Annotated in this window: 22 protein-coding genes; 5 read left to right on the top strand and 17 right to left on the bottom strand. The window is 72.3% G+C overall.

What is annotated here, in order from left to right; translation table 11 throughout:
* Positions 1–36: 36 nt before the first annotated feature.
* The 6 genes from I5071_RS38775 to I5071_RS38750 form a co-directional block, all read right to left on the bottom strand.
* Entirely contained in the window at positions 37–207 is a 171-nt protein-coding gene (locus I5071_RS38775; RefSeq protein WP_075097732.1) for a DUF1328 family protein, read from the bottom strand.
* Between the two features lie 188 nt (positions 208–395).
* The gene (locus I5071_RS38770) at positions 396–680 is read right to left on the bottom strand and encodes a GlsB/YeaQ/YmgE family stress response membrane protein (RefSeq protein ID WP_236518426.1); all 285 of its coding nucleotides are present in this window, start codon (positions 678–680) and stop codon (positions 396–398) included.
* Positions 668–1690 carry a serine/threonine-protein kinase gene (locus tag I5071_RS38765; protein ID WP_236518425.1) on the bottom strand — a complete coding sequence of 341 codons (1023 nt, stop codon included), beginning with the start codon at positions 1688–1690 and terminating at the stop codon, positions 668–670. Before I5071_RS38765 ends, I5071_RS38770 begins: the two co-directional genes overlap by 13 nt.
* Before the next feature lie 208 nt (positions 1691–1898).
* Positions 1899–2042 carry a hypothetical protein gene (locus tag I5071_RS38760; RefSeq protein WP_236518424.1) on the bottom strand — a complete coding sequence of 48 codons (144 nt, stop codon included), beginning with the start codon at positions 2040–2042 and terminating at the stop codon, positions 1899–1901.
* A 304-nt stretch (positions 2043–2346) separates the two neighbouring features.
* Positions 2347–3540: a serine/threonine-protein kinase gene (locus I5071_RS38755; RefSeq protein WP_236518423.1), complete on the bottom strand. Its 1194-nt coding sequence runs from the start codon at positions 3538–3540 to the stop codon at positions 2347–2349.
* A gap of 190 nt (positions 3541–3730) precedes the next feature.
* The gene (locus I5071_RS38750; RefSeq protein WP_236518422.1) at positions 3731–4093 is read right to left on the bottom strand and encodes a hypothetical protein; all 363 of its coding nucleotides are present in this window, start codon (positions 4091–4093) and stop codon (positions 3731–3733) included.
* A gap of 224 nt (positions 4094–4317) precedes the next feature.
* On the opposite strand from I5071_RS38750, the gene I5071_RS38745 reads away from it, so the two are divergent.
* Positions 4318–4560: a hypothetical protein gene (locus I5071_RS38745; protein WP_236518421.1), complete on the top strand. Its 243-nt coding sequence runs from the start codon at positions 4318–4320 to the stop codon at positions 4558–4560.
* Between the two features lie 248 nt (positions 4561–4808).
* Here the strand turns inward: I5071_RS38745 and I5071_RS38740 are convergent, their stop codons facing one another.
* Positions 4809–5378, bottom strand: coding sequence for a hypothetical protein (locus I5071_RS38740; RefSeq protein WP_236518420.1), 570 nt, complete (start codon positions 5376–5378; stop codon positions 4809–4811).
* A gap of 268 nt (positions 5379–5646) precedes the next feature.
* Between I5071_RS38740 and I5071_RS38735 the strand changes: the two genes are divergently transcribed.
* Positions 5647–6177, top strand: coding sequence for a hypothetical protein (locus I5071_RS38735; RefSeq protein WP_236518419.1), 531 nt, complete (start codon positions 5647–5649; stop codon positions 6175–6177).
* A 5-nt stretch (positions 6178–6182) separates the two neighbouring features.
* Here the strand turns inward: I5071_RS38735 and I5071_RS38730 are convergent, their stop codons facing one another.
* The 4 genes from I5071_RS38730 to I5071_RS38715 form a co-directional block, all read right to left on the bottom strand.
* Positions 6183–6431 carry a hypothetical protein gene (locus tag I5071_RS38730; RefSeq protein WP_236518418.1) on the bottom strand — a complete coding sequence of 83 codons (249 nt, stop codon included), beginning with the start codon at positions 6429–6431 and terminating at the stop codon, positions 6183–6185.
* Positions 6428–7336 carry a hypothetical protein gene (locus I5071_RS38725; RefSeq protein WP_236518417.1) on the bottom strand — a complete coding sequence of 303 codons (909 nt, stop codon included), beginning with the start codon at positions 7334–7336 and terminating at the stop codon, positions 6428–6430. The genes I5071_RS38730 and I5071_RS38725 overlap by 4 nt, the downstream gene beginning before the upstream one ends.
* Positions 7333–8514, bottom strand: coding sequence for an AI-2E family transporter (locus I5071_RS38720; RefSeq protein ID WP_236518416.1), 1182 nt, complete (start codon positions 8512–8514; stop codon positions 7333–7335). Before I5071_RS38720 ends, I5071_RS38725 begins: the two co-directional genes overlap by 4 nt.
* Before the next feature lie 67 nt (positions 8515–8581).
* Positions 8582–8941 carry a hypothetical protein gene (locus I5071_RS38715; protein WP_236518415.1) on the bottom strand — a complete coding sequence of 120 codons (360 nt, stop codon included), beginning with the start codon at positions 8939–8941 and terminating at the stop codon, positions 8582–8584.
* 157 nt (positions 8942–9098) lie between these two features.
* Here I5071_RS38715 and I5071_RS38710 point away from each other — a divergent pair, with 157 nt between their 5' ends.
* Positions 9099–10025 (top strand): alpha/beta fold hydrolase, encoded by a 927-nt coding sequence (locus tag I5071_RS38710; RefSeq protein ID WP_236518414.1) that lies wholly within the window; start codon positions 9099–9101, stop codon positions 10023–10025.
* Positions 10026–10177: 152 nt separating this feature from the next.
* Here I5071_RS38710 and I5071_RS38705 read toward each other — a convergent pair whose 3' ends face one another.
* Positions 10178–10666, bottom strand: coding sequence for a hypothetical protein (locus I5071_RS38705; RefSeq protein WP_236518413.1), 489 nt, complete (start codon positions 10664–10666; stop codon positions 10178–10180).
* Between the two features lie 143 nt (positions 10667–10809).
* Here I5071_RS38705 and I5071_RS38700 point away from each other — a divergent pair, with 143 nt between their 5' ends.
* Positions 10810–11346: a pyridoxamine 5'-phosphate oxidase family protein gene (locus I5071_RS38700; protein WP_236518412.1), complete on the top strand. Its 537-nt coding sequence runs from the start codon at positions 10810–10812 to the stop codon at positions 11344–11346.
* Positions 11347–11408: 62 nt separating this feature from the next.
* Here the strand turns inward: I5071_RS38700 and I5071_RS38695 are convergent, their stop codons facing one another.
* The 5 genes from I5071_RS38695 to I5071_RS46735 all read right to left on the bottom strand — a co-directional run bounded on the left by I5071_RS38695 (position 11409) and on the right by I5071_RS46735 (position 13780).
* A complete protein-coding gene (locus I5071_RS38695) occupies positions 11409–11669 on the bottom strand; it encodes a hypothetical protein (RefSeq protein WP_236518411.1) in 261 nt (86 codons plus the stop codon).
* Complete coding sequence (locus I5071_RS38690; protein WP_236518410.1) at positions 11666–12508, bottom strand: glutathione S-transferase N-terminal domain-containing protein; 843 nt, start codon at positions 12506–12508, stop codon at positions 11666–11668. The genes I5071_RS38695 and I5071_RS38690 overlap by 4 nt, the downstream gene beginning before the upstream one ends.
* A gap of 46 nt (positions 12509–12554) precedes the next feature.
* Complete coding sequence (locus tag I5071_RS38685) at positions 12555–12755, bottom strand: hypothetical protein (RefSeq protein WP_236518409.1); 201 nt, start codon at positions 12753–12755, stop codon at positions 12555–12557.
* Positions 12756–12792: 37 nt separating this feature from the next.
* A complete protein-coding gene (locus I5071_RS38680) occupies positions 12793–13548 on the bottom strand; it encodes a hypothetical protein (protein ID WP_236518408.1) in 756 nt (251 codons plus the stop codon).
* A 109-nt stretch (positions 13549–13657) separates the two neighbouring features.
* A complete protein-coding gene (locus tag I5071_RS46735; protein ID WP_268921183.1) occupies positions 13658–13780 on the bottom strand; it encodes a hypothetical protein in 123 nt (40 codons plus the stop codon).
* A gap of 2 nt (positions 13781–13782) precedes the next feature.
* Between I5071_RS46735 and I5071_RS38675 the strand changes: the two genes are divergently transcribed.
* Entirely contained in the window at positions 13783–14460 is a 678-nt protein-coding gene (locus I5071_RS38675) for a hypothetical protein (RefSeq protein ID WP_236518407.1), read from the top strand.
* The last annotated feature ends 44 nt before the right edge of the window (positions 14461–14504 follow it).

Below are 14504 nucleotides of genomic sequence, written 5' to 3'. Positions count from 1 at the left end.
GCACGCGTCATCGCGCGTGCCCGGTCGTTCGTTCGATCAGGTGCGCAGCGTCGGGCGACGTCCCGCGACGAGGCTGAGCACCGCGAGCGCGAGGAACCCGACGAACAGGATCTTGCCGATCGTCGCCGCGCCCGCCGCGATCCCGCCGAAGCCGAAGATCGCCGCGATCAGCGCGAGCACGAAGAACACCACCGACCAGTACAGCATGTTGCTCTCTCCTCCGTGATCTGCCGTGAATGCCGTTGATCTCTGGACGAGGTCGACTGCACGGCAGATGCCACGGAGGGGGAGCTGTCCTTGCCGGAGTGCTCGTCCCGCCGGTCGCGGACGGGAGCGCGCGAAGCGCGCGGACGGTAGGGACCGGCGGGCGAGCCGATTTGACTCGAATCACGCCGTCACGAGGTGCGCTGCGGCTGCGAAGCGCGGCGCCGCTGCCCCAGCGCGCCCGCCGCGACACCACCGATGGCCCCCATCGCGCCGCCCGCGAAGCCCGCGGCGTGCACTCCCCAGAGGGGCTCCCCGACCAGGTGGTTCGCGAGCGCCCCACCGATCAGCGCACCGCTCATCCCGAGGACGAGCGTCACGTCGACGTCGATCGCGCCATCGTCTGGAAGCAGCGCGTGCGCGAAGAGCGCGAAGAGGAACGCGACGACGATCCACGAGAGAATCAGGACTGCCATGGAACCCTCCGGGAGCCACCACCCCGCCGGATGTGACGGGTGGTGCGTTCGTCGGGACCTGCGTCGTCGATCGTGCGGATCGGCGCGCGGGTGGGATCCTCGACCCACGCACGCGCGCCGCTCGGCAGACCGAGATCGCGCGCGAGCACGGCGAGCGCCTCGGCCGCAGCGGCCGCGCTCTGGTAGCGCGCGTTGCGATCGACCGCGACGCAGCGCTTCACGATCGACTCGAGCCAGGGCGGGCACTCGGGGCGCTTCTGCCGGACCGGCGGGAGCTCGTCGATCTCGAGCTCGGGCTCGACCGCGTAGCGCTCGACGAACGTCGGTCGCGGCGGCACCGAGCCGGTGAGCGACTCGTAGAGGACGACGCCGAGCGAGTACACGTCGGCGCGGGGATCGACGAGCTGCGCGCGCAGCTGCTCGGGCGCCATGTAGCTCGGCGTGCCGACCAGGAACCCCTCGCCCTGATCGCCCCCGGCGTTGCCGCGCAGCCTTCGCGCCACACCGAGATCGATCAGCTTCGCGCGCACGCCGCGACGGCCTGGCTTGAGCATGATGTTCGAGGGCTTCACGTCGCGATGGACGATGCCGTGCTGCGCGAGCGCGCTGAGGCCGGCGAGCACCTGGCGCGCGACGTCGACGGCCTGCGCGATCGTGAGCGGTCCGCGATCGAGCCGCTCGCGCAGCGTCTCGCCCTCGACGAGCTCCATCACGAGGTAGGGCTCGCCCGCGGATGTGCTCCCGACGTCGAAGATCTTCAGCACGTTGGGGTGCCGCACGAGCGCGCCGATCTCGGCCTCGGTCAGCAATCGCGAGCGCAGGTCGTCGGCGATCGCAGAGCGCGGATCGACCGAGAGCGTCTTGATCGCGACCGGGTAACGGAGGCGCGCGTGCTGGCCTCGATAGACGCCGGCGTGCCCTCCGCGACCGAGCAGCGCGGTGATGCGCCATCGGCCCTCGAGCACATCGCCGGGCACGGGCCCACGGCTGATCGATCCGTCCTCGCTCATCGCGATGCTGCTGCCCCAGCGGATCTGGAGAGCACGGCGAGTGCCACGCGAGGCGCGGCGTCATCGATGGGATCACGAAGGAAATCGGCGCGCATGCGAAGGTCGAGAATCGAGAGGCGCCGAGCCCGAGTGGGGCGCGGCGCCTCGTGGGGGTGTGCGGTCTCACGCGCGTGCGGCACCTCGGGTCGAGAGCGCCGAACGAGCGCGATCAGAGGAAGAGCCAGTCCTCCTCCCAGTCGTCGTCGTCCCACACGTCGTCGACGCTCTCGTCGCGCGGCGGCGCGGGGCGCGTGGTGGTGGGCTCGGGCTGGTACGCCGGGCGGTCGCGCTCTTCGGTGTCGAGTCCGATCATTCTGGTGCTTCCTCCCTCTTCCCCGCGACGCGCGCGTGACGCTCTGCCGAGCAAGCGCGGGGCCACTTCGAAAAGCCACGATTCCCAAGCGCTCGGCGTGGCGACCGACACCGCGATCGGGGCGATGCGTCGCATGCGTGGCGACTTGCCCGGGCGTCGTCGCGAGCGCGTCCCCGTCACGCGTTCAGCGTGTCGCGCAGGCGCGCACGAAGACTGAGCAATCGGCTCGCCCGCCGGGCCCTACCGTCCGCGCGCTTCGCGCGCTCCCGTCCGGGACCGGCGGGACGAGCACTCCCGCAATGGCTCACCCCCCACCCGCGAGCGCCATGCACGCCATCCAGCCCGCGGCGAACGCGGAGCCGACGAGGGTCAGCCCTGCGAGCACGATCGCGCTGGTCATGCGCGCGGTGGAGACCTCGTCGCACGGCAGATCGGCGATCGCCGCGGTGCCCATCGTGTAGCCACCGGACGCGAGCACCCGCGCCTCGGGCGTGGTCGCGGCGATCTCGGCGGCGTGCACCCGCGCGCGGACGCCCGAGCTGGCGCTCTCGTCGTCGTGCGCCTCGTTCGCGCGCATCCACGCGAGCAGCACGCGCTCGAGATCGTCGACGAGCGCGCGCGCGCTCGGGTGGCGATCGCGCGGCTTGCGCGACATCGCACGATCGAAGACCGCATCGAGCCCGGGCACCGTGAAGCCGAGCTCGCTCGGCCGGCGCGGCGTGCCCTCGGCGATGTAGCGCAGCGTCGTGGTCGCGGACGCGCTCGGATAGGGCAGATCGCCGGTGAGCATCTCCATCGCCATCACCGCGAGCGCCCAGCGATCACAGGCGGGCCCGACGAGATCCTCGAGCCCCATCGCCTGCTCCGGCGACATGTACTCGGGCGTGCCGACGACCTCGCCGTAGTCGCTGAAGGTCGAGCTCTGGCGCAGGTCGCGCGCGACGCCGAAGTCGAGCACGGTCACGAAGTCGCCCGCCTCGAGATCGACCATCACGTTCTCGGGCTTGAGGTCGCGATGCACGATGCCGTGCGCGTGCGCGTGATCGATCGCGATCGCGACCTGACGCAGCACGTGCAGCGTGCGCTCCACGCCGAAGAGCCCGTCCTGCATCATCAGCGTCGCGAGATCGGCGCCGGGCAGGAGCTCCATCACGAGATAGCAGCCGCCCTCGGGCAGGATCCCCCAGTCGAACACCTGCACGATGTGCGGGCAGCGCAGCGCGGCGGTCGCGATCGCCTCGCGCTCGAAGCGTCCCGCGAGCGTCGGATGCTCGTAGCCGGCGCGATCGAGGATCTTCACCGCGACCGACATGCCGAGCCGGATCTGCTCGCCGACGTAGACCTTGCCCATGCCGCCGTCGGCGAGGTGCTGGATGATGCGATAGCGCTCGCCGAGCACGCGTCCGATCCACGGATCGCCACGGCGTGCGACGCGAGCCAGCTCGTCGTGCACGAGCGCGAGATCACGGTCGATCGTCCTCTGCGCGGACGCGGTCACGGTAGGCCCTCCCAACGACGACGAAGTGTGAGAAACGTGGACGCTCGGAATCTGTCGCTGAATCGGAGCGCGCCTGGCGCGAGCAAGCGGGGCTGGGGCCCCGCGCGCAGCGTTCAGGGATGGGGGGCCCCGATCCGGCTTTGCCGGGCGGGGGGAAGGGGTCATCCATGACCCCTTCCGAAAACACAGCTCAGTGCGTGAAGCCCGGGGGATCGCTCGCGGGGAACGACTCCCACGACGCCTCTTCGACGACGTCGCGATCGAAGCTCTCGCCGTAGCGACGCTCGAGGTCGGGGCGCGGCGCGAAGAGCTCGCTGCGCAGGTGCGTGTAGAGCTCTTCGGCCGCGCGGCGCAGCACGACGCCACCGGCCGTCGCGAGCAGCGCGCCGACGATGCCGCGACGACGAATGCCGGAGACGAGGAGCACGCTGCCGACGACCGCACGCGCGATCGGCCCGCCGGTGCCCTCGAGCGGATGCGGCGTGTGCACGTGGCGCGCGCGATCGCTCGTGGTCTGCGCGGTCGCTCCCGCCCTTGCCGTCCCCTGGTCCATCTGCCCGTTCCTCCGTGGGATTCGACGAGCCCCAGCGCTCTCCCGCGCTCGTCGCGTGCCCGGCTTCCGAGCAGGCGACGTGCCATTCGCGATGGCTTGCATTCGGGGCTGCTCGCGTCGCGGTCGCGTGGCGGTGCGCCCCGAGCGCGCTGGCTCGCGTCGCGCCGCGCCCACGAGCGGGCCCGCGTGTTGCTCTCGATCGAGGACGAAGGAGACGACGAGAGATGGCGACCACGCACCAGCGGATGTCCCCGCGCATCGCGAGACTTCCCGAGCCCGCGCGCAGCAAGGCGATCGAAATGGTCAACGCGCTCGTGCGCGACGGGAGCCCGGAGGAAGAGGCGATCGAGCGCGCGGTCGCGATGTCGTCGCAGTGGGTCTACGAGCGCGCGCCGGGCGATCGCAGCGCGATCGAAGGCGACGGCGTGAGCGCGCCCGAGCGGCCCGCTGCGCCGCCGCGGCGGTGAACCCTCGCCGGAGTGCTCGTCCGCCGGTCCCGGACGGGAGCGCGCGCAGCGCGCGGACGGGAGGGGACCGGCGGGCGAGCCGATTTTGATCCCTCGCCGGAGTGCTCGTCCCGCCGGTCCCGGACGGGAGCGCGCGAAGCGCGCGGACGGTAGGGCCCGGCGGGCGAGCCGATTTTGATCCCTCGCCGGAGTGCTCGTCCGGCCGGACGGGAGCGCGCGGAGGGCGGGCGAGCCGAGTCTTCGACGCGTCACGCGGGGAGCACGAAGCGCGCGACGCGGGCGCTCTCGCGCACGATCTCGAAGCGGCCGTCGGGCGCACCGCAGATCTCGAGCGCGCCCTCGAACGCGCCCGCGATGCCGACGAGGTACGTGTCGTCGCCGGCGAGCTCGCGCGGGCCTTCGTAGACGAGCACGACCGAGCCGTCGTCGCGCGCTTCGTGGCGCAGCTCACCAGCGTTGCGATAGATCGTGTCCCACGCGCGCGGCGCCCACCTCAGCACGGCGCGCGACGTGCCGAGCGTGCGCATCGCGGTCGCGACGAAGCCGCGCAGGAGCGGGGTCGACGCGGACGCGATGAGGGCCTCGCGCGACCATCGCCGCACCGCCTCGTCACCGAGGGTGCGGCCGAGCGCCCCGGTGAGCGCCACGTCGAGCGCAGCCGGGAGCCAGCTCGTGCGCAGCGCGCCCTCGATCTCCGCGACGCTCTCGGGCCCGATCGCCTCGCGGACGCGCGCTGCGACGTCGGATCCGAGGCGCTCGAGCGAGCGCAGGTTCTCCTGGACGTGGGCGGCGCGCATCTCGGGGACGAGGGGGGGCATCGAGGGCGAAGGCACGGGGCCGATCGTAGCGCCGGTGGTTGCGGAGCGTCGTGGGCGCGCATCGCTCGGCTCGGACGAGGGCCCGCCTCTCGCTCGGCTCGGTGCCGTGTACCCGGCGCCGAGCGGGGCCCAGGCGAGGTCGAGGGGGGACCTAGACGACGCCTAGGCCCCACCTCGAGCCGGTCTTGGCGCCCCCCCAGCGCTCGGCTAGGCTCGCCGTGAGCTGGCAAAAACCCAGCAAAACACGCGATCTCGGGGGGAAGCGACGATGGCGACGAAGAAGAAGACCACGAAGAAGGCGAGCGCGAAGAAGACCGGAACGAAGAAAGCGAGCGCGAAGAAGACCGGAACGAAGAAAGCGAGCGCGAAGAGGGCGAGCACGAGGAAGCCGGCGCGCGTCCTCTCGCCGGAAGAGCGCCAGAAGCTGCTCAAGCCGCGCGAGAACTTCGAGGACACAGCCGATCGCGTGCTGCGTGAGTGGGAGCAGGAGCGGCAGTTGCGCGTCCCCGGGCTCACGCTGGGCAAGCTCCGGTCGCTGATGCGCATCGCCGAGAAGGCGGAGGCGCGTGAGTCCGCGGTGCTCGCGAAGTACGAGCGCACGCTGACGCCGCTCTCCGACGCACGGCGGCTCGCGCACCACGACGCGTTCAAGGCCCTGCTGCTGATCCACAAGGCGGTGAAGCTCCACGCGTCGGTCGACCCCGGCATCAGCCAGCGCTTCGCGTTCCTGACCGAGGCGCTCACGACGAACGACGGCTCCCACCCGGCGACCGACGACGAGGCGCGCGAGGCCGAGTAGACGCGTCAGAGCTGGGACGCGATCCCCAGCAGCACGACGTAGATCACCGCGAGCACCGCCCACGCGCCCGCGACGTGGCGGTGCCCGGCCCGCGCCGCAGCGATCGCGGTGAACGGAGGCACGAGCGCGAGCGCGCGCGATCCGGGGCTCGCGCCCTCGCGCCTCCACGCCGCGGTCGTGGCGAGCGCGTGCACCACGATCCACGACGCGAGCACGATCGTCAGCCCGAGGTAGAGCGCGATCGCGGCGGTCACTTCGCGCCCTCGTCGGGGCCGGCAGAATCGTCGTCGACCTGCACCGCGTCGGGCGCGCCGGCGACCGTCGTCACGAGCTCGACCCCGAGCATCGCGAGCATCGCGAGCGAGCCGGGCTCGGTGTCGCTGTGCACCCGCGGGCGGACGCCGCCCTCCCCGTCCACCAGGTGCAGATCGAGGTCGACCTCGGAGCCCATCACCGCGAGGCGCATCTCGAAGAGGCCGAGCTGGCGCCATCCGGTGCGGATGCGCCCCGATGCGCGCTCGACGTCGACGCGCAGATCCATCGGCAGGCGCGCCTCGCCGCGGATGCGATCGAAGCGCATCGCGATCTGCCCCTGATCGTCGGTGTAGAAGCGCGCGATGCCCGACGCGTCGTCGAGGTGCATCTCGGGCAGCTCGCCGATCCGCCACTCGCTGTCGAGGTCGTGGAACGCGACGTTCGCGAGATCGAGCGTCACGCCGCGGCCCTGCTCCTCGCCGCCGCTGCCCTCGTCGTCGTCGTCGAACGCGCGCTCCAGCCCGAGGCCGTCCTCGCCCTCGCGCTCGATCATGCGGAGCACGGCGCCTTGGATGCGCGCGCTGCGGGTCGCGATCGCGCCCTCGCGCAGGAAGCGCCGCACGTCGGGGTCGAGCTCGATGCGCCGGAAGCGCAGCGCCTCTTCGCCCTCGGGCGTCTCGAACACCACGTCGCGCGCGCGCACGTAGTCGGTGCGCAGCTCGTCGATCGCACCGATGCGCATCGTGCCCGGGATCTCGCGCGAGATCAGCGCCTCGAGCGCGTCGGCCGCGGCGCGGCGTCCGGCCGGGAGCGAGAGGTGGACGCGCGCGGCGAGCGCGAGCGCGACCACGAAGAGCGCGAGCGTGGCGAGCGCACCGAGCGTGCGCCGAACGTTTGAGCTCAAACGATCTCCTCCTCCTTCGCGATGCGCAGCGCCTCGAGCGTCAGGCGCACCACGAGCGGGCCGAGCATCAGGCCCCATCCCCCCGCGATCGCGAGGCCGCCGAGCATCGAGACCAGCACCACGAAGGTGTGCATGTGCAGCCGCCCCCAGCGCGCGAGCACGGGGCGCAGCAGGTTGTCGACGGTGCCGACGACCAGGATGCCGACGCCCGCGAGCAGCGCGGCCTCCGACTCGCGACCGGTGAACGCGAGCCCCAGCGCGACCGGCACCCACACCAGCGCGGTGCCGACGGTGGGGATGAACGACGCGACGAACGTGAGCACGCCGAGCACGACCGGGCGCGGCACGTCGAGCGCCCAGTACGCGCCGGTCGCGATGATCGCCTGCACGAGCCCGGTGAGCCCCACGCCGACGAAGAGCCCGCGCCCGGTCTCGACGAACGCGCCCGCGAAGCGCAGCGCGTGGCGGTGCGCGATCGGGGTGTGGCGCTCGACCCAGTCGAACGCGCGCGGCCCGTCGACCAGACAGAAGAACGCCGCGGTGAAGAACACGAAGAGCCCGAGCACGAGATCGGCGGTCGCGCCTGCGACGCTGCTCGCCATCGTCCACGCGCGCTCGCCCTGGCTGCGGAACACGTGCACGACGGTGGGCACGTCGAGATCCGGGCGCTGGATCGCGCCGTCGGGCGAGACGATCGCGATCACGGCCTGACGCCCCGAGCGCGTGCGCGTCACCTCGTGGACGAGATCCGCGGCGTCGGCGGAGAGCGAGACCGCGAGCGCGAGGAGCGGGCCCAGCGAGAGCACGAGCAGCAGCATCGTCGTGACGGCGGCCGCAGCGCGACGACCGTGGGTGATGTGCGCGAGGCGCTCGACCATCGGGCGCGCGAGCGCCGCGAACCACGCCGCGAGCGTGAGCCACGGCCAGAAGGGCCAGAGCACGACGCAGGTCGCGACGAAGAGCAGCGCGAGCCCGACCCGGAGCGCGATCACGTGGCTCGGCACCGGCGCGCTCGAGGTCGGCGGGACGTGCGTGCTGCTCGAGCTCGACGCGCTCGCGCGCAGGGGGGCGCGATCGAACGCCACGGCGGGCTCGTAGCGCGCGTCGTCGTCGAGGGTGACGGCGGTGCGCGCGGCGACGGTGGCGGCCGGCAACCTCACCGTCGTCCGCGTCGACATCCCCCACCTCCTCGCGGGCTCCTGCGCCGCGTGAACCAGCGTTGTGCAATCGTCGTGCGCAACGGGATCACGCGGATCCCAGCGGCGCGGCGCGTCCGGCTCCGTGGCTCGCGGCCGCGCCGTGCCGGCGCGCCTCGCCGGCTCGCCACGATCGCGCGCGGCGAGCCCGTCGTCGCAACGCGATCGTGATCGCCAAGCCCGCGACCGCGGCGACGCCGGTCGCGACGTTGGTGGCGACGAACACCGCATCCTCGATCAGCGCGCTGTAGATCGCGAAGCCGGTCGATGCGCCGAGCTGCCCCGCGAAGAGGAAGCGCGACACGCCCTCGCTCGTGCCCTTCCTCCACTGCGCGCGGAGCTGCCAACAGAGCGTCGCGACGAGGGTGAGCGCGCTGGCGATGCCGATCGCTCGGGTGCTGGCGTCCATCGCGGCGCGAAAGAGCACCCGCCGTACCGGACGAGGCCGAGGGCCGCGGCTGCGACATCGCGCCGCGCGAGCGAGGCGTCGTGCGTCGATCTCGACGCTGTCGCGCGGCATTTCTTCGCGATCCAGCTCGGCACGACCAGTGCTGGAACGTCGTCGCATGGAGATGCTGGGTCACGCGCGGGTCGTGAGGGTGAACGACTGCGACGTGGCGTGGGGCGAGCTCGGCGAGGGCCCGCCGCTCGTGCTCCTGCACGGGCTCGCGGACTCGCACCGCACGTTCCGGCGGATCGCGCCCGCGCTCGCGCGCACGCATCGCGTGCTGATGCCCGATCTACCGGGCCACGGATGGTCGGGACGCCCGAGCGAGGCGCCCTACGATCCGCCGTGGTTCGCGTCGACGATCGCGGCGTGGATGGAGGCGGTCGGTGTGCCGCGCGCCGCGATCTGTGGCCACTCCTTCGGCGGCGGCGTCGCGCTCGCGATGCTCCGCGATCACGCGGAGCGCGTGGAGCGTCTCGCCCTGATCGCGCCGGGCGGGCTCGGTCGCGAGGTCTCGCCGTGGTTGCGCATGAGCGTGCTGCCGGTCGCGCGTGCGCTGCTGGGATCGCTCGTCGCGCGGCGGATCGCGACGCGCCTCGCGGTGTCGCCGCTCGGGCCCGCGCGCTTCGCGCGGCCCGAGCCCGAGGAGCTCGCGCGGTATGCAGTGCTCGCCGCGATGCCGGGCACCGCCGAGGCGCTGCAGCGCATCCTCGACGCGAGCCTCGACGTGAACGGACAGCGCGCGACGTTCTGGGAGGTCGTCGACGCGAGCACGATGCTCCCGCCGATCGCAGTGCTCTGGGGCGAGCTCGATCCGGTGCTGCCCTTCGCGCACGCGCGGCGCGTCGCGGAGAAGCTGCTGCACGCGACGGTGCACGGGTACGAGCGCTGCGGGCACTTCCCGCACCTCGACTGCCCGGAGCGCGTGCTCGCGGATCTCTCGACCTTCCTCGGCGACGCGAAGCGGCCCGGCTGTCGCCTCGTGGACTGCGGCGAGCGCGAGCCTCAGTGGCTCGACAGCGACCTCGCGATGGCCGCGGAGTGAACTCACCACAGAGGACGCAGAGGGCCGCAGAGAAGAGACTCCGCTGAGGAGAGCAGGAGTTGCAGGAGGGATTTCGCTCGACGAGCCAACTTCTCCTTCCCTCCTGACCCTCCTGCTCTCCTCAGATGCTCTCCTCAGAAATTGCCCTCTCCTCAGGGGCTCGGACGACGACCTCGCACCGACGTTCGGCCCGGGCGCGCACGCGGCAGGGTCTCCGCGTCTTCGTCGACGTCGGGCTGCTCCTCGTCGGTGCCCGCGGCGGAGTCGAGCGTCGCCTGCCCGACCAGCTGGGGCACGATGCCCGCCTCCATCGCGTCGCGATCGATCTGCTCCTCGAGCGAGTCGTCGCCGTCGATGCGTCGCGAGCCTCCGCCCTGGGTGGCCAGCTGGATCGCCTCGCCGGCGAGCTCCTCGACCGCCTGGGGATCGGTGGTCGCGGCGAGCGGCGGGCGCTCGTGTCGATGCACGTCGGCGTCGTCCTCCGAGCGCGCTTCGTGATCGAGCATCCGCTCGACGTCCTGCTCCTCGTGCAGAGCGCCGGGATCGGTCGTCGGCTCGAACACCTTGGGCACGCTCAGCCCGGGCTGCGTCGCCGGGTCGCTGTCGATCGTGCGGTCCTGGTCGCGTCGTCGGCGGGACATGGCTCGATGGAACCTCCGCGCTCTGGCGTGCAGTCGCGATGCCACGCCCGAGCGACCGAGCACGCGCGCGGCGTCCCGCCCCGTCCGCTGCATGGAACGCGCGTTGCGAAGCGTGGACACCTCTCACCACAGGAGAACCGCCGATGGAGAAGAACGCAGAGATCGCGCGGCTGCTCGACGTCGCACGCGACTTCCGCTTCGCGATGCTCACGACGATCGCCGAGGACCAGCACCTTCACGCGCGCCCGATGACGATCGCCGAGCTCGACGAGGAGGACGGCGCGATCTGGTTCCTCACCGCGAAGGATCACGCGTCGGTCACCGAGGTGCAGCGCGATCCGCGCGCGCTCGTGACGATGCAGGGCGACGACTCGTACGTGCAGTGGTCCGGTCACGCGACGATCATCGAGGACCCGATGCGCATCCACGAGGTGTGGAAGCCGAGCTTCTCGCTGTGGTTCCCCAAGGGGCCGGAGGAGGGACGGCTCGCGCTGATCCGCGTCGACATCGAGGTCGGCGAGTACTGGGATCAGAGCGGCGTGATGAAGCTGCGGACGATGCTGCGCCGCGCGAAGGACGCGATCACGGGACGCGAGCGCGAGACCGACGAGACCGCGCGCGACGAGCGCGGGCACGGCCGCGTGAGCACGCACCAGCCCAACGGCCGCGGCGCGAGCTGACGACACGAGGAGCCGCGCGGGCCTTCTCTCGCGCGGCGCGCTCGTCACTTCGCGGGCACTCGTCACTTCGCGGGCAAAGGTGCCGCCTCGTCGGGCCTCGCGAACGGCGAGGGCTCACCGCCGGAGAGCGTGGGATCGAGGGTCCCGAGACGGGTCGTGCCCTGGGGATCGTCGCGCGCGCCCGGCGCGCTCGCGGGCTGATCGGTCGGCTCGATCGGGATCCACCGGCCGTACTGCGAGGGCTGGCGCGGGGCGTCCTCACCGCGGCACCCGAGCGCCCCGATCGCGAGCATCGAGATCACCACCATCGTCGTCGTCTTCATCGGGGCCGCTCCTCGATCTGCGTGGCGCGACGCGCCTGCGTCGTGGGCACGGTGCGCTCGTCGGGCGCGCCCGCATCGATCCCGCGCTCGGGACCGAACGCATAGGTGCGCTCGAGGTAGCTGCAGATCGCGGCGGCGCCGTAGAGCGTGATCCCCGCGGCGGGATCTTCGAGCCGGGGCAGCTCCATCGTGCCCTCCTCCGCGAAGTACGCGCGGCGCCGCGGGCTGTGCGGCGCGAGCGGGCGCGAGAGGTACGGCAGCTCGAGCTCGTCGAGCGTCTCGCGCACCAGGCGCGTCGCAGGCGACGCCTCGTATCCGGTGAGCTCGAGCGCGCGGCTCGGCGCGATCGAGGGACGCCCGTCCTGACCGCGCCCCGAGCGCAGCCTCGACGCGAGCTTCGAGGTGACGTTCTCGCGGAGGCGCAGGGGCACGTGGCCTCGCCCGTAGTGCTGGAACAAGTGCGGGAGGATCGCGTCGGTGCCCGCGAGCACCACGCCCATCGCGGGATCGACCATCACCGGGATCTCGATGTCCCCGGTGAGCGCGATGAGCTCGCGCGCGTGGCGCACCGATCCCCGCGGCACCGGCTTGATGCGCGCGTCGAGGTCGAGCATCGCGAGCGCCTCGCGCACCCGCCGCGAGAACGGGCATCCCTCGCGCTCGTAGAGGATCAACGTCTCGGCGGGCCGCGGACCCCGATCGCCGATCGTCCGCGCCCCGGCGCCGAGCCTCACCAGCGTCGGCAAGGTCGCCTCGGCGAGGCGGAGACGTTCGTCGTTCGTGCGCGCGCGCGTCCACTCGACCAGCGCGTCGAGCGCGGTGCTACCGAAGAGCTCCATGCTCTTCTCACCCAGCACGCCCCACGCCATCCCACCGTGAGCGTGGCTAACGACCTTCTTCGCTCTCGATGCCGACGCCGCGCTCGATCCCCTCGGGGCCGCCGACGTCGATCGAGGGACCGTGCTCCACGTCGTCCTCGCCCCGCACGTGGGTGCGGGGCTCGTCGTCACGCCCCGAGTCGGGGCTCGGTCGCTCCACGCTGTCGTCGAGCTCGGGCTCGTGCCGCTTCTTCTTCGGATCGCTCATCGCGAGCGATCGCCCTGCATCGGCGATGCCCCGATGATCAGAACGGTGCACCGACGCGCGAGCGCTCGCGCGCCGCGTCGAGGAAGTCGAGGTTCGCCGCCACCGTCGCGAGCCCCACGCTCGTCACGCAGACCTCGTGCTCGGGATGCACCGGACCGAGCCGTCCCGCGCTCGTCACCCATCCGAGCACACGGTCCCGCGCGCCCGGCACGAACGCACCGGCGCCGCTGTCGCCGTGACAGTTCGGATAGCCTTCCATCGCCACGAGCGTGGGCACGTCGCTCTCCGACTCCGGCTCGAGCGCGCACGCCGTCCAGATCTTCCGATCGCCTTCGGTGCCTCGCGTCGTCACGAGGTACGTCGGCAGCTCCACGCCGCACGGCATCGTCTCCGGCGCTTCGAGCGACGCCGGCGCGACGCCGACCACCGGACGCTCGAGCACGAGCGCGACCAGCGCGTGCCGGGGATCTTCACCCCCCATCGGATGCCACATCGCCGCGACCACCGGGATCGATGGATCGCGCGCATCCCCCACGCCGAACGAGAGCTCGTACCAGCCCTCGTCGGCGCAGTTCGATGCGGTGACGACCACGTCCGGCGCGACGAGCACGCCATGGCAGTAGGGCACGAGCGGTGATCGCGCGTGCTCGATCCAGCCCCCGGCAGCGTGCGCGATGATCGGCGCAGCCTCGGCCGCTTCGGCGATCGGCGCGTCCTCCGTCGCGCATCCGCCGCACGTCACCAGCGCGATCGCGGCGATGCTCCCCACCCCCGACTTCCGACTCGCGTTCATGGGCTTCGGCGTTCAGCAGCCCACGTGCCACGCGACGTCGATGTGCGGATCGCGAGCACGCAGCGCGACACCCGCGCGATCGGTGCGCGCCGTCACGAGGTCCGGCGCCTCACACGTGCACCGTGCCGGCGCGTCGTGCCTCGTCGCGATCCGTCGATCCCGAGACGCGATGCGATGCGGCGTGCTGGATCGTGGGTTGCTGATGGTCGCGGATGCACGTCCGGAGGTGCATCGATGGGGGCTTCTCGCGTTCTCGCGATCGTCGGTGCGGGCGTGCTCGTCGCGTGTGCAGATCCGATGCACGTCACCGACGTCGACGCGTCGATCGACGACCCGCGGAGCCTCGCTGCGTGGGTCGAGACACCGATGCTCGCGATCCCGAGCGGAGCGGCGTTGCCCAGCACGCCCGCGCCGCTCGCCGCGAGCCAGCTGCGCCACGCGCCCTCGGGCGCCGTCGCGTGCCCGCTCGCGCTCCCCGAGGGCGACTGCGATCGCTGCCCCGAGCGACCGTGCCGTCAGGTGCGCCTCTCGAGCGTGGTGCCGCCGAGCGAAGCGCCGTGGGCGATGTTCTGCGAGCAGGGAGACGTGCGCGAGGAAGCGCGCATCGCGTGTCTGTGCGCCGGCGGCGCCGCGCGCTACTGCGACCTCGCGGCGAACGACGCGGTGGTCGCGCTCACGATGATCGACGTCGTGTTCGGCGGCGCGGTGCCGCCGGTGGGCACGCGCTACCGCGACTCGAACGGGCTGCGCGCGATCGTCGATCAGGCGACGCACGACTGGCTCGCGCACGTCGCGAGCCCGCAGCAGGTCATGCGCTGCGATCCCCCCGACCCGATCGCGGCGACGCTGCGCTACGAATCGCTCGCGCAGCGAGTGCGCATGAGCGGCTCGTGCGATCCCCTCGAGCCCTGACGAAATGCCCGTGATTCGCGGGCGACCGTCGCGTGACTCTGCCT

The sequence above is a fragment of the Sandaracinus amylolyticus genome (genome assembly GCF_021631985.1).
In the GTDB taxonomy this organism is placed as follows: domain Bacteria; phylum Myxococcota_A; class Polyangia; order Polyangiales; family Sandaracinaceae; genus Sandaracinus; species Sandaracinus amylolyticus_A.
The sequence above is the reverse complement of the archived record's forward strand: the minus strand, read 5'-3'. Positions and strand labels throughout refer to the sequence as shown.